Origin of the sequence: Pseudanabaena biceps PCC 7429 (assembly GCF_000332215.1) — a bacterium.
In the GTDB taxonomy this organism is placed as follows: domain Bacteria; phylum Cyanobacteriota; class Cyanobacteriia; order Pseudanabaenales; family Pseudanabaenaceae; genus Pseudanabaena; species Pseudanabaena biceps.
On sequence record NZ_ALWB01000024.1, the window covers coordinates 21,381 to 35,467 of the forward strand.

The 14,087-nt window shown below is 43.2% G+C and carries 13 protein-coding genes; 9 read left to right on the forward strand and 4 right to left on the reverse strand.

Annotation, left to right across the window (positions count from 1 at the left end):
- Nucleotides 1-89: 89 nt before the first annotated feature.
- Nucleotides 90-413: a hypothetical protein gene (locus PSE7429_RS04620; protein ID WP_009625909.1), complete on the reverse strand. Its 324-nt coding sequence runs from the start codon at nt 411-413 to the stop codon at nt 90-92.
- 574 nt (nt 414-987) lie between these two features.
- On the opposite strand from PSE7429_RS04620, the gene PSE7429_RS04625 reads away from it, so the two are divergent.
- The 3 genes from PSE7429_RS04625 to PSE7429_RS04635 all read left to right on the forward strand — a co-directional run bounded on the left by PSE7429_RS04625 (nt 988) and on the right by PSE7429_RS04635 (nt 4,371).
- Nucleotides 988-2,025 carry an NADP(H)-dependent aldo-keto reductase gene (locus PSE7429_RS04625; RefSeq protein ID WP_009625910.1) on the forward strand — a complete coding sequence of 346 codons (1,038 nt, stop codon included), beginning with the start codon at nt 988-990 and terminating at the stop codon, nt 2,023-2,025.
- A 261-nt stretch (nt 2,026-2,286) separates the two neighbouring features.
- On the forward strand, nt 2,287-2,955 hold the full coding sequence (locus PSE7429_RS04630) for a glutathione S-transferase family protein (protein WP_009625911.1): 669 nt from the start codon (nt 2,287-2,289) through the stop codon (nt 2,953-2,955).
- A 57-nt stretch (nt 2,956-3,012) separates the two neighbouring features.
- The gene (locus PSE7429_RS04635; RefSeq protein ID WP_009625912.1) at nt 3,013-4,371 is read left to right on the forward strand and encodes an LLM class flavin-dependent oxidoreductase; all 1,359 of its coding nucleotides are present in this window, start codon (nt 3,013-3,015) and stop codon (nt 4,369-4,371) included.
- 82 nt (nt 4,372-4,453) lie between these two features.
- Here PSE7429_RS04635 and PSE7429_RS04640 read toward each other — a convergent pair whose 3' ends face one another.
- Nucleotides 4,454-4,912 (reverse strand): DUF29 domain-containing protein, encoded by a 459-nt coding sequence (locus tag PSE7429_RS04640; RefSeq protein ID WP_009625913.1) that lies wholly within the window; start codon nt 4,910-4,912, stop codon nt 4,454-4,456.
- 161 nt (nt 4,913-5,073) lie between these two features.
- On the opposite strand from PSE7429_RS04640, the gene PSE7429_RS26210 reads away from it, so the two are divergent.
- Nucleotides 5,074-5,241, forward strand: coding sequence for a hypothetical protein (locus tag PSE7429_RS26210; RefSeq protein WP_158467610.1), 168 nt, complete (start codon nt 5,074-5,076; stop codon nt 5,239-5,241).
- A gap of 2 nt (nt 5,242-5,243) precedes the next feature.
- On the opposite strand, the gene PSE7429_RS23315 is transcribed toward PSE7429_RS26210, so the two are convergent.
- Nucleotides 5,244-6,725 (reverse strand): serine/threonine protein kinase, encoded by a 1,482-nt coding sequence (locus PSE7429_RS23315; RefSeq protein ID WP_009625914.1) that lies wholly within the window; start codon nt 6,723-6,725, stop codon nt 5,244-5,246.
- Between the two features lie 74 nt (nt 6,726-6,799).
- Nucleotides 6,800-7,255, reverse strand: a complete 456-nt coding sequence (locus PSE7429_RS04655) for a DUF29 domain-containing protein (RefSeq protein WP_009625915.1) — start codon at nt 7,253-7,255, stop codon at nt 6,800-6,802.
- Nucleotides 7,256-7,591: 336 nt separating this feature from the next.
- Between PSE7429_RS04655 and PSE7429_RS04660 the strand changes: the two genes are divergently transcribed.
- The 5 genes from PSE7429_RS04660 (at nt 7,592) to PSE7429_RS04680 (ending at nt 14,002) form a co-directional block, all read left to right on the forward strand.
- Entirely contained in the window at nt 7,592-9,148 is a 1,557-nt protein-coding gene (locus tag PSE7429_RS04660; RefSeq protein WP_009625916.1) for an amidohydrolase family protein, read from the forward strand.
- A gap of 148 nt (nt 9,149-9,296) precedes the next feature.
- On the forward strand, nt 9,297-9,443 hold the full coding sequence (locus tag PSE7429_RS26215) for a hypothetical protein (protein WP_158467611.1): 147 nt from the start codon (nt 9,297-9,299) through the stop codon (nt 9,441-9,443).
- Between the two features lie 154 nt (nt 9,444-9,597).
- A complete protein-coding gene (locus PSE7429_RS04665; RefSeq protein ID WP_009625918.1) occupies nt 9,598-10,596 on the forward strand; it encodes an aldo/keto reductase in 999 nt (332 codons plus the stop codon).
- Between the two features lie 62 nt (nt 10,597-10,658).
- A complete protein-coding gene (locus PSE7429_RS04670; protein ID WP_009625919.1) occupies nt 10,659-12,638 on the forward strand; it encodes an ABC transporter ATP-binding protein in 1,980 nt (659 codons plus the stop codon).
- 218 nt (nt 12,639-12,856) lie between these two features.
- Nucleotides 12,857-14,002 (forward strand): aliphatic sulfonate ABC transporter substrate-binding protein, encoded by a 1,146-nt coding sequence (locus PSE7429_RS04680; RefSeq protein ID WP_009625920.1) that lies wholly within the window; start codon nt 12,857-12,859, stop codon nt 14,000-14,002.
- Nucleotides 14,003-14,087: the final 85 nt, after the last annotated feature.

The window sequence follows — 14,087 nt, forward strand, 5'->3', positions numbered from 1 at the left end:
AACTAAGTAAATTTTTGAAAGCGTTGCTTCGCAACGCTTTCAAAAATTTACTTGTGGAAAGAGTCACGCAAGGCGTGACTCTTTTTTATTTATTGACCACGTTCCGCCCGCTTACGTTCTAGCTCAGTCATTCTTTGCTCTAGGTCTAATTTGTCCGCTTCATAAGACAAACTATAACCAATCAAGCGATCAATCATCCTTTCCTGTTGTCTAGATCTCTCTAGCATTAGCTCTATGTCTTGGCGATCGCGAATTTGGCTTTCTTGCAAGTTGCGCTGCACACTTGAAGCTTGCTTGGCTTGTTCAATCAATAGCAAAATATCTTGACGATCGCGAATTTGGCTTTCTTGCAAGTTGCGTTGCACTTCCAACATCCCTGTGATTACCGCTTGCATTTCTTCAAAGGTCATCATAAATTCATCTCTCAAATACAGTTGAAACAATAGCCACTATTCAACTTGTAATCAATTAACTAATGCCTGCTTGTATATACTAGCCCGTTTATTTGCAAGTTTTATTGCAGTGCAAATCCTAAAAATATAAATTCCACACCCAATAAAATACTTAGATAAACTAATAATTAGTATTTCACAAAATTGTAGTCCAGATAACATATCTTTTCAGCGCGAGTATGACAGACTTCTAGAAGCAATCCACGATAAACAAGTCGGATAATGAGGGTATTGAGTGGCTAATATTCTTTTAATTAATAGCAGTCCTTCGGCTCCTTCTAGATCTCAGGGACTTTTGAACTATGCGATCACATTACTAAGTATCTAGGCATAAGTAAACTTAAAACCTAGAAGAGCATACCGCCCGCGCAGCGGGCAGTATGCTCTCAGGTTTTAGTTTTTAATTATGCCGAACTACTTAATAGCCATTCAGAAATAGATTCAAATCCCCTTACGACAAAATCAAAACTTTTTAAATTCATTCAAGCAAAGTGTTAACAGCTAATTAACTAATTCCACCTTTTCCATACTTACTATGAAATACAACAAGCTTGGCGATAGCGATTTACAAGTTTCCAAAATTACCCTCGGTACGATGACATGGGGAAATCAGAACACGATCGCCGAAGCCCACGAACAACTCGATTATGCCTTTGATCATGGCGTGAACTTCCTTGACGCGGCGGAAATGTATCCCGTGCCAGTGCAAGAGAAGACCCAAGGCTTGACCGAAAGCTATATCGGTGAATGGTTAGCCAAACGTCAACGCGATCAAGTCATCGTGGCAACCAAAATTGCGGGGCCAGGACGTGGCTTTGCTTGGCTCCGTAGTGGTGTGCAGAAGATTGATCGCGCCAATATCGAGCAAGCCGTTAACGATAGTCTGAAACGTTTACAAACCGACTACATCGATCTTTATCAAATCCACTGGCCTGATCGCTATGTGCCTCGTTTTGGAGAAACGGTTTATGACGTTACCAAAGAACATGAAACTGTTCCCATTTCTGAACAACTCGCAGTATTTGATGACCTGATTAAAGCGGGTAAGATTCGCCATATCGGAGTCAGTAATGAGACTCCTTGGGGACTTGCCAAATTTAGCCATGTTGCGAAGAAGAAAGGTTTGCCCAAAATTGTTTCGATCCAGAATGCCTATAGCTTACTGAATCGCGCCTTCGATGGAGCCTTAGCTGAAGCTTCCCATCATACGAATGTGCCACTGCTTGCCTATAGCCCTCTCGCCTTTGGGTTACTGACGGGCAAATATCTCCATGACAATCCCCCTAAAGCGCGTCTTAATGCCTTTTCAGGATTTGGCGATCGCTACCGTAAGCCGAATGTGACCAATGCTGTTGCGGCATATGTGGAAATTGCCAAGGCACACAATATTAAGCCCTCGGCTTTAGCTTTAGCCTTTGTCCGTAGTCGTTGGTTTGTGGCTAGCACAATCATCGGCGCGACTAGTTTAGATCAACTCAAAGAGAATCTTGATAGCGTCAATGTGGAATTAGATTCTGCCATTTTTGCCGAGATTGAAAACGTAAATTCTCTTTATCCCAACCCCGCACAATAAAACAAAAAACAACGATCTTGTAGGGGTAGAGCATTTGCGCCATTATTTTTGCCTTCCATCAAAATCTTAAATCGCAAATGCTCTACCCTCTCCGCTTTCATCGACAATTTGTCTCTGAAGTATAAATTTGTCCCTCCGTTGCGAGGTTTAGGGCAGAGCATTCTCAAATTAAGGCGATCTGTAAATTTTATAGATTGTGGCGAGAATGCTCTGCCCCTACGAATCGATCTTCCAATAACCAATAACCAATCACCGATTAACATGTCCAAAATTCAACTTTACAGTGCCAAAGCCTGCCCCTATGCCCATCGTACTCGCCTAGTTCTAGGCGAAAAGGGGATTGACTTTGAATATACCGAAATTGATTTGCAGAATAAACCCGAATGGTTCTCGACAATTTCCAAATATGGCAAAGTCCCCGCCATTCGTCATGGTGAGAATGAGATTTATGAATCAGCAGTTATTAATGAATACTTGAATGAAGTCTTTCCTGAACCTGCGTTATTACCTAAAGATGCTGGTTCTAAAGCGATCGCTAGAATTTGGATTGACTATGCCAATACCAAATTCACAACTGCTTTTGGTAAGTTATTGCGCGGCAAGACTGCTGAAGAACAAGAGCAAGGTCACACCGAATTAAACGAAGCAATTTTATTCATTGAGAATGAAGCCTTCGCTAAGCTCTCTGGCAATGGTGCTTACTGGTTTGGCGAAAATATTTCCCTCGTCGATCTCACCTTCTATCCTTGGTTTGAGCGCATTCCTACCCTAGAGCATTATCGCAATTACACGATTCCTGCGGAAGCTGTGCGCGTTAAGCGTTGGTGGGATGCTGTTAGCGATCGCCCTGCGGTAAAAGCGATCGCTAACCCTGTCGATTTCTACATTGAACGCTATTCCCGATTTATTCAACAGCCCGTTGCGGCTTAGTAATTGTGTGGGGCAAAGCGCCACACAATTATGCTAAAAAATTTTAATGGAAAACCTATGAGTCAAAAACGTCAATTTCGATTAGGTGCATTTATTCAAGCTACGGGTCACCATGTATCGGCATGGAGACATCCTGACGCTCAAATCGATGCAGGGCATAACTTTGAACATTACAAGCAAATCACCCAAACCGCAGAACGGGGTCTCTTTGATACCGTCTTTCTCGCTGATAGTCCTGCGGTATGGGGTGGATCGCCAGAAACCCAGAGCCGTAATGGCAAGATTGCTCACTTTGAACCTGTTACCCTCTTTTCGGCACTTTCCGCCGTTACTACCCATATCGGCTTTGTTTCCACCGCTTCTACTACTTACGAAGAACCCTATACCTTAGCCCGTAAATTTGCTTCTCTCGATCATCTCAGTAATGGGCGAGCAGCATGGAACGTCGTTACCACAGGTAATGAAAATGCAGCGGCTAACTTTGGTTTAGAGCATCATCCCGAACATAGTCAGCGCTACGAACGCGCCGAGGAATTTCTCGAAGTTGTGAAAGGACTTTGGGATAGTTGGGAAGATGATGCTTTCATCGCCGATCGCGAATCTGGTGTTTATTTTGAAGTAGAGAAATTGCATACCCTCAATCACAAGGGTAAGTATTTCTCGGTCAAAGGACCTCTCAATGTCGCTCGTCCTCCCCAAGGCTATCCCGTGATCGTTCAAGCAGGAGCTTCGGAACCGGGACGCGAACTAGCGGCGCGTACTGCGGAAGTAATCTTCACTGCTAATCAAACCCTTGCTGACGCTCAGGAATTTTACAGCGATGTTAAAGGTCGTCTCGCTAAATATGGGCGATCAACCGATGATTTGAAAATTATGCCAGGAGCTTTCCCTGTGATTGGACGCACGGAAGAAGAGGCGCAGGAGAAGTATGAATTTTTGCAATCTCTGATTCATCCCGATGTCGCTTGGGGCATTTTGAAGCAATATTATCGAGGTGTGGATTTGTCAGGATATTCCCTCGACGATCTCGCGCCAGAGTTACCATCTAACACCAATAACAATAAGAGTCGCTTGAAGTTAGTCAAGGATTTAGCTTCACAGGGTTTGACTTTGCGGGAGTTGTATCGTTCTCTCGCCACTGCACGCGGACATCGCACGATCATCGGTACTCCTGAAAGCATTGCTGACCAGTTGCAAGAGTGGTTTGATAATGGTGCTGCCGATGGCTTTAACATCATGCCTCCTATTCTTCCTACTGGTTTAGATGATTTTGTAAATCTAGTCGTCCCCATTCTCCAAAAGCGCGGTTTATTCCGCACTGCCTATGAAGGGAAGACTCTCCGCGAAAATCTGGGTTTACGCCGTCCTGCGAATCAGTACATAATTCGTAATCAGGAAAGACAATTGGTTGCATAATGGCTGTTAGCTGTTAGCTGTTAGCAATTAGCAATTAGCTATTTGAATTCAGCGCTTTGCAAGGCAAGGCGTTGAATTTGGTTTATTCAGGTAAAAAATCGGGGTTTAGAGTCTGTTCTTGGTTAAAAGGTGATTCAGTGGGAAAAGTAACAATATTTAAACCTGTTTCAATAGCGGCTTTTCTACGACCTTCTTGATAGCATTCATCAAAGACTTGTTTTAAATGTGGTTTGAGACTAGGGCTTACTTTAATGGCTTTGAGAATGCGGCTACGGTGTTCATCAATGGTATACCGCCAACTGGGAGTCCTTTTATTAACTTGATATTGATATTTGAGTAGGTGCATCAATAACACTTCTAAATTACTTTCTAAAGCAACTTTTTCTTTTCGCGCCATTGATTCAATTTCTTCTAAAAGGTTCTCAATATCTAAGTTTTCTAGTTGTCCTGTGCGGAGTTGTTCGCTAGTCGTTTCTAACCACAATAAGTAATCTTGTTCGTAGACTGTCTTTAAATATGGCTTTGCATTTATGACGGTCATTGGGTTACTCCATTGACGATGTTTCTATTTTACAATGTGATCGCTCAGTACTCAGATTCAGATCTCCGACTTTTTCTAAAGAGGATTGGCAAGTTTACACAAAAAGTCGGAGATCTAGATTTCTTCTACCGCACTGCGAAGATACTTTTAGTAATGGTTTTGTGGCAGGTTTTATTTTTACTAATTTAGAAGAAGACAATTTAGCAACAATCAGGCTCAATCAGCTTATAGAAGCACGCGGAAAATTACCTGCACCAGAAATGTTTTTTCCAGGTCACTATTTAGCCTCATTCTACGAAAACGAATCCTTTGGTGATTTTGCGGTTTAGTTTTATTTTATTTGAGGGTTTGAAACTTTTTGCTTAACAAATCCTTCGAAAGAGACACCAACCATAATAAAGTCATTTGTATTTCTAGTTAACTTTATGTATCTGACTTTGTTTCCAAAATCAGTATTAGGATAAAACACCCTTTTTCCTGATGCTATAGGATCCTTTTTTGCTTTGATGCCTAACAGCGGGGTGAAGGTACTTCCATCATAACTATATGTATCTAAATCACTGTTAGGTGCTAACTTTGCAATTAATTCTAGGTCTTCTGATGTTAAGTCACTAAACTCATTACTTGCTGTAGAGGTAGTAGAAGCAGTTGCTGTCGGTGTTGCTGTTGCTGAAGTTGAAGTACTTGCCGTTGGTGTTGCGGAAGGAGATGCTGATGGGTTTGTAGTTGAGGTTGGTGGAGTGACGATATTTGGCGGTTTGGGTTTAATCCATTCCCATAAAAATGCACCTGCGATCGCTGCGCCGACTAAACCCATGACTGGCAAAAAGAATTTCGCAAAAACGCGCCACGACAGAGGATTTACAGGATTTGCAATCTGAACTTTGGCGATCGGCTTGTTTACAAGTGGAGACTGCTTTCGCTTTGGTGGCAGATTTACAAGCGGCACAGATGGCGGCGCAACCGATCCTGCAATGGGTGGGCAAGCCTGTAAAGCTGCGAGTGCCTCACCCGCATTGGCGTAACGTTCCGTAAAAGAATGCGCCACCATTTTTGAGATCACATCAGCAAAGCGATCGCTGACATTAGTGCGGTGTCGCCATAAAATTTCACCCGTATTCGCATCCATCTCAAAGCCATCGGGACATGGATATTCACGGATCAACATTTCGATCGCAATGCAACCAATCGCATAAACATCACTAGCAAACCTTGTTTTACCCGCAGTCTGCTCATCAGGCATATAGCCCTCAGTGCCAAGCGCCCATGTAATCCCCACCTCTGAGTTGATGCCAGTTTTCTTAACGAGTCTCACCCCGCCAAAGTCCGTCAGCACCAATTTGCCATTTACATCACGGCGGATGATGTTCTCTGGTTTGGGATCGCGGTGAATTACCCCGTTACTATGCGTATATGCCAAAATTTCTAAAACCTCGATCAAAAAGCCCATGACCTGCGCTTCTGTCCATTTGACATTGGACTGCACTTCCGATCGTAACCTATGACCATCCACAAAGTCTTGAACGATATAAAAGTGTCCCTTGTCAAAGCGTCCCTTTTCTTCAAAATAGTCAATCAGTTTCGGAATGCCTTGATGATTCAACTTTTTCAGGCTTTCAGGTTCTGAAGTAAATAGCTGGCGAGTTTTCTGAATGAGTTGGGATTCGGTCGGCAAACTCAACCGCTTGACCACACATAAACCTGCCCCAACGCCAAAGTGTAGATCTTTGGCTAAAAAAGTCGCCCCAGAAGCACCTTGACCAAGTTTGTCAATAATTAGAAAGCGATCGCCTTTGAGTTTTTGCCCTTTCATTACAAAATTCCTACACTAAGACGTTAAGCGCTAGCATATCACGATCTTTTTGCGATCTCTTTTTGCGATCATGGTTAACAATCTTCCCAAAAATTACGATTTAGAATGTCATTCACATCATAATTCTCTAGCCAAATATCAGGGAAATTAACCTGCGGATATTCTTCTCTCATCGAAGCAAGAGCATTTTCAAATACTTTAGGCAAAATTTCCGAGATTTGATTTTTTAAACTCGGTGCATCTTCCAAAATATCTTTGATATCGTTACGAAAAGCTCTAATTTCTCTTTGCCAACCAACATAACATTCGGGTAATGGCACATAACAGCGTTTGAGTAAATGCTCAATCAATCTTCTTAACAAACTTCTGATCGCATTACGCTGACTTTTACCCAAAGTATCTATCTCCTCAATTAAATTTTCTAGATCCAAATTTGCAAAATCATGCGCTTTTAATTTAGCGATCGTATCTTCGACCCAGAGTAAAATATCTTGCTCATAGAGAGATTGAGGGGTAACTAACTCTGTCATTTTCGCCTCTATAACGTAACTACATATACTATATGTCCTATTGAAATTTATGGCTGCACAAAATCAGCATAAGTATATAGCAATCCTAAATGAGTCATAAGAACCAAAAGTATATAACAAGGGGCTTAAACCCCTTGCCTTCCTCACAAATGAAATAGGATTGCTATAACCCTATTTCATTTGTGAGAAAGCCTAAAATCTTAAAACCAAATACTTAGACAAACTAATAATTAGTAATACGCATATTTGTAATCTAGAAGACATCGGTTTTGAACGTGGCTATGCCAAACTTTGATCATTAATCTACGGCAACCCAATCGGGTAACGAGAGTATCTATGAGCAAATATAGCCGCCTCAGTACTTCGCCTTCCGCCGCATTGAAAGCGAAGCTTGACTATCCAGTAATCGATACCGATATTCATACTAACGACTTCACTCCCGATTTTGAGGACTACATCGCTAATTATGGCGGTTCCAAATTAGTAGATGAACTGCGTAAAGCTGAATTTGGTCGCCTCAATCCTAAGTCTGAAGGTAAAGACTGGTACCAACAAACCCCTGAAGAGCGTCAATATCACCGCACCTTGCGCTCTCCTTGGTGGGCGAGAGTTACCAAGAACACTTTGGATCTTGCTACCTACACTCTTCCTTCTTTATTAGCGGAACGCCTTGCTGAGCAAGGTTCTGATTATTCAGTCCTTTTCCCTAATAACGTATTGGCGGCGGCTGGTGCTAGCAATGAGAATCGTCAAGCCTTGCAACGGGCGATCAATCACTACCATGCTGACCTCTATCGTAAATATAGCGATCGCCTCACCCCTGTCGCTGGAATTCTCTTGAATGATCCTAAAGAAGCGATCGAGGAGCTAGAATTTGCGGTCAATACTTTGGGCTTGAAGGTAATCAATATCCCTGGTGGTGTCAAGCGTCCGATTAAGGCGATCGCTGATAAATATCCCGCCGATAAGTATCCTGAAATTGCTCGCTATGCCTCCTATATCGATTTCTATGGAATTGATAGCGAGTATGACTACGATCCATTCTGGGCAAAGGTTGTCGAATTAGGCGTACCGATCGCCACTCACTACGGTAGCCAAGGTTGGACGGGTCGCTCTTCCATCAGCAACTACATGAACAACCACATCGGACACTTTGCCGATGGTTCGGAAGCTTTTGCTAAGGCTCTGTTCTTTGGTGGTGTCACTAAGCGCTTCCCACAATTGCGTGTGGCTCTGCTCGAAGGTGGTGCGGATTGGGGCGCTCATGTTTATATTCACTTGGTCGATCGCTTCTTAAAGCGCAACCTTGAAGGTTTGAAGAACTACGATCCAACTGAAGCTAATGCTGATGAATTGCTCGATATCTTCGAGAAGTATGGTCAAGAATTGACTAAGGGCAGATCCTTCACCAAGGAAGAATTGCTACAAACCGTCCTCGGTTCTTCGTTCCTACGCCATAGCCGTTCTCCTATTGGTGATGAGCTAGAAGATTTCGGTAAGGCAGGTATTGAGAAGATTGAAGATATTCGCGATCAGTGGGTCGATAACTTCTACTTCGGTTCTGAGTCAGACGATCGCACGATTGCTACTGCTTTCAACGACAAGGCGAATCCATTGGGCGTGAAGATTAACGCGATCTACTCTTCTGATGTCGGTCATTGGGATGTTCCCGATCTCACTCAGCCTCTTGCCGAAAGTTGGAGCTTGGTAGAAGAAGGGGTGATTACGGAAGCTGATTTCAAGGCTTATGTCTTCTCGAATCCTTACAAGTTCTACACTCAAGCTAATGCGAACTTCTTCAAGGGTACGCAGATTGAGGCGAAGTTGAACAAATATCAACCCGCCCCCGTCGCTGTTAAACCAGCGGCTCAAAAGGTTGCTGTAGGCGTATAAGTTTACTTTCCGTTGCCTTTACTCTTTGAACTCCAAGATTTACCAGTTAGAAAAAGCTTTGGCAAACAGAGTCGCTTCTAACTGGTTTTCTACTTATAAAATTGCGCTTATGACTATTGTTTTAATCAGGTGAAATTCTTTACTAAAAATGGAACTAGCGGCAATGCGATCGCCCGTGAGTTCTGTCCTGAATGTGGTTCACCCCCCGATTTATCAAATCTGGGTTGATTCCGTCCCTTGGGCATATATCGCTAACGGTTTACCCAAATATTCTGGCAATCGTATTATTTCGTAAGAGATCCCCCTCAATCCCCCTTGTAAAGGGGGAAGAAGATAATAATTGATTCTCCCCCCTTTACAAGGGGGGCTGGGGGGGATCTAGACAATTCCTAAATGGCTTCTAATTTATACATAAAATCACTTCTCTACTTTTAATCACTAAAATCTCTATGACAATTCCCTACACAAAATTTGGTAACACTGGTTTAACCGTTTCCAAACTCGTCCTCGGTACGATGACCTTTGGACTGCAAACCGATGAAGAAACTTCGATCAAAATTCTCGATACTTCTGCTGAAGCGGGAATCAACTTTCTTGATACAGCCGATGTTTATCCGCTAGGTGGTGGACTTACGAATGCAGGACGTACCGAAGAAATTATTGGGCGTTGGCTGAAAGGAAAACGCGATCGCTTTATTTTGGCGACTAAGGCAGTCGGCAAAGTTGGTAACGCCCCTTGGGATCAAGGCTCATCGCGCAAACATTTATTTGATGCGATCGATCATTCCCTGCGGCGCTTGCAGACCGATTATGTTGATCTCTATCAATTGCATTCTGATGATACAAATACGCCCCTTGATGAAACTATTGAGGCTTTAGATGCGATCGTTAAATCGGGCAAAGTTCGCTATATCGGCGTTTCCAATTTCCTTGCCTATCGCCTCAGCCGTGCTTTGGGCAAAGCAGACACGCGCAGATTAACGAGATTTATTTCCGTACAGCCTCGCTATAATCTCCTATTCCGTCAAATCGAAAGAGAACTCTTGCCCCTCGCCCAAGAAGAAGGCTTAGCCGTAATTCCTTACAATCCTCTTGCGGGTGGATTGCTGACTGGTAAACACGCCGCCAGTAAAGAGCCAACGGAAGGAACGCGCTTCACTCTCGCTGCTGCGGCGAAGAACTATCAAGATCGTTATTGGCACGATCGCGAATTCAGCACTGTCCAAAAGTTGCAGGATGTGGCGAAGGAAGCAGGAATTCCCCTCACCACTCTGTCTCTTGCTTGGGTATTGGCGAATCCGATTATCACGGCTCCGATTATTGGCGCGAGTCGTCTTGAACAGTTGGCGGATAATTTCAAGGCTTTGGAAATCAAGCTCGATACTGATTTAAAAGAAAAGCTCGATCATATTTCGGCTGAATATCGCCTCGGTGATGCGTTGAGATAGATTTTTGATTTTGCCGTAGGCAAAATCAAAAATCTAGTTGGGTTTAATTTTTAGGAACTTAAATGACCACAAAAACTCATTCGTCAAATCGTAAAAACCTAAAACGTGTTTTGCGATCGCATCTCAGATCCCAAGCCTTTCAACGTGCGGCTGATGCTCCTGATTTGCCAGCGACTCCTTTCCGTTTTGTCTGGTATTTTGTAAGTCAATTTCGCTGGTGGTATCTGGCGATGGTGGCTCTCGAAGCACTCCATGCCATTTGTGGAATTATGCTCCCCTTTGCGATCGGCGAGATTATGCGAGGAGTCACTAGAGCCAGTCAGCATGGCGCAGGACTAGAAGCGATTTGGAATCCTTTTATTTTGTTCGCCTGTTTAAGCATCGGTGAAGTAATCTTTGGCAAAACCTCTGGGCTAGTGATGATCTTGCTACAGCCCGTTTTGCGCCAGCATGTAGCGCGAAATCTTTATGGCTATTTACAGCATCATTCCCATCGCTACATTAGCAATAGTTTCGCAGGAGCCTTAGCCCATCGCATTGGCGAAACTTCCCTTGGCGTTGCCCGCACTCTATATTCTCTCATTTTTGATTTTATGCCTGTAGGCATCGTGATGACAGTGGCGATCGCTCTACTAGCTCGTGTAAATACAGGGCTAGCTCTATTTGTTGGGATTTGGGCTTTCTCCTTTGTTTCCGTTTCCTATTGGCTTGCCTCCCGAAGTCGTCCCTACGAGCTAGCCGCATCCTCAGCAAGAAGCGAAACCATCGGGCAGATTGTCGATACTGTCACTAATCTCAGCAGTGTGCGTTTATTTGCTCGATTGGGTTTTGAGCGCAAGTATTTACGCGATCGCCATGCGGTCGAACTGAAGGATGTGAGAAGGGCTAACTGGTATTCGGAGCGGGTAAAACTGTTCCAATTTGTCGCAGGAGCCGCCCTCAAAATTGGCACGCTCTACTATGCCCTGACCCTATGGAGTCAAGGGAAAATCGAAGTTGCGGATTTTGTCATGGCAAGTAGCATTGCTCTTTTGATTATTTCTGAAGCGAAGAATTTAAGTCGTCGCTTTTTAGAATTTTTTGAGCATATTGGCAATGTCAGCAATGGCGTTTACACAATCATTCAGCCCCATGAAATTATCGATCGCGATCGCCCAATTAACCACTACATTAACCAAGGTAAAATTGAATTTCGGGATGTGGAATTTAGCTATTCCGAGGAAAAGAAAGTTTTTGATCGCCTCTCAGTTACGATTGAATCGGGTCAAAGAGTAGGATTAGTGGGGTTATCGGGTTCGGGCAAATCTACTTTTGTAAATTTAGTATTGCGACTCTTTGATCCGCAATCGGGAAGGATCGCGATCGATGGTGTAGATATTCGCGATATGACCCAAGAAGCTCTCCATGCCCAAATCAGCCTCATCCCTCAAGATCCATCTCTATTCCATCGCACGCTCCTCGAAAATATTCGCTATGGGCGTTTAGAGGCGAGCGATCGGGAAGTAATGGAAGCTGCAAAAAAAGCTAATGCCCATGAATTTATCCAACAAATTCGCGAAGGCTATGATTCAATGGTGGGAGAGCGTGGTGTAAAGCTATCGGGTGGTCAGCGTCAAAGAATTGCGATCGCCAGAGTCATTCTCAAAGATGCACCAATTCTAATTCTCGATGAAGCGACTTCGAGCCTTGATTCGATTACCGAACGCGCCATTCAAGATACTCTGGACAAAGAGATGAATGGTAAAACCGTAATTGTCGTAGCACACCGTCTTTCTACTATTTCTCATTTAGATCGCATCCTTGTATTTCATCATGGCAAGATAGTTGAAGATGGTTCCCATGCTGACTTGCTAGAACTAAAAGGTGCATACCATCGCCTATGGCAGATGCAAGCTGGCGGATTCTTACCTGAAAATCTGAGCGATCGCAATTTTGCTAATCAAACTCAAAATAACGGTTCTAAAAACGGTTCTCAAATTGGGGCGATCAACTCTCATTCCAATTCCCAAGATCCAGTGATTTCAGAATTAATTCAAGATTAGAAATTCGGTTAGCTCCTTTTTATTTCGTTTTTCTATTTCGTTTTTTTGTTTCGATCCCATTTTGTATACCAGTTAACTTGCATTTTATTTTGAACCATGGGAGGATTATTTTATAAACTACGGTATTTACGTGTATATTTAGTAGATTGCTTGAAATCCTTAATTTACAAAGGATATACAGAATTTCAATAATTTCCCATAACTCGCTAGACAAGTCCATGAAAGAACTGCCTCCATTGTTTAAGGTCTTCACTCGCCCCGCTCAAGTCCAAAAAATTAAACGGCGATCGCTATTATTTGCCACAGCCTATAGCCTCGTCTTATCCACCACTTTAATTGGTTGTGCATCTAGTCCTACAGCCTCAACTTCGACCGATTCTAAAGATTCTAAAACAGCATCAACATCTGACATAAAAACTACTGAAACGAACAAACCTACTGCTAGTGGGGAGAAAAAAGTCATTCGGATTGTGCGCTCTAAACAACTCACAGCTCTAGCAGTTCTAGAGAAGCAAGGTACCTTAGAGAAAGCCTTTCAACCCCTTGGCTATGAAGTGAAATGGGCTGAATTTGCCGCAGGACCTCAGCAACTTGAAGCCTTGAATGCTAATGGTCTCGATATTGCTTCTACTGCCGAATCACCACCTGTATTTTCCCAAGCCGCAGGTAGTCCTCTTGTCTATTTAGGAGCCACAGCAACTAATGGCAAACCTGTAGCCCTCCTAGTCGCCAAAGATTCGACTTATAAAACTGCGGCGGATCTTAAAGGCAAAAAGATTGCTTTCCAGAAAGCATCAATCGGTCACTACTTAGCGGTCAAAGCTTTTGAGAAAGAAGGGCTATCCAATAGTGATTTTGAATCTATCTTTTTACCTCCTGCCGATGCTAGTGCCGCTTTTAGTCAAGGCAAAGTTGATGGATGGTTTATTTGGGATCCCTTCGTCACTCGTACAGAATTAAGTGGAGTTGGAAGAGTATTACTTGATGGAGAAAAGCTCCGTGATACTCGTAACTTCTACACCACAACTCGTAAATATTATGAGGGGAATAAAGATGCCATTAAGCTTTTCTTTGAAGAGCTAGAAAAGGCTGATGCATGGGTAAAGGCAAATCCTAAGGAAGTTGCTGTTCTACTAACCGATGTGACTAAAGTTGATGCACCCATCTTAGAAAAGATGCACGCTAAGTATGAATATGGCTTGCGTCCAATTACTGAAGATGTGATTAAAGAGCAAGAGAAAGTTGCTGAGTTTTGGTTCAAATATAAGTTGATTCCGAATAAGCCCGATGTTCGTGCTGGCTTCTTAAAACCTGAAGAGTACGAATACATTACTCCCAAAAATGTACTTGCTCTTGGAAAGTAAACAAAGTCTGAAATCATCAACTAAGCAGTTAAGCATAATTAAAAACTAAAACCAGAGAGCGTGCCGCCCGCGCAGCGGGCGGCAC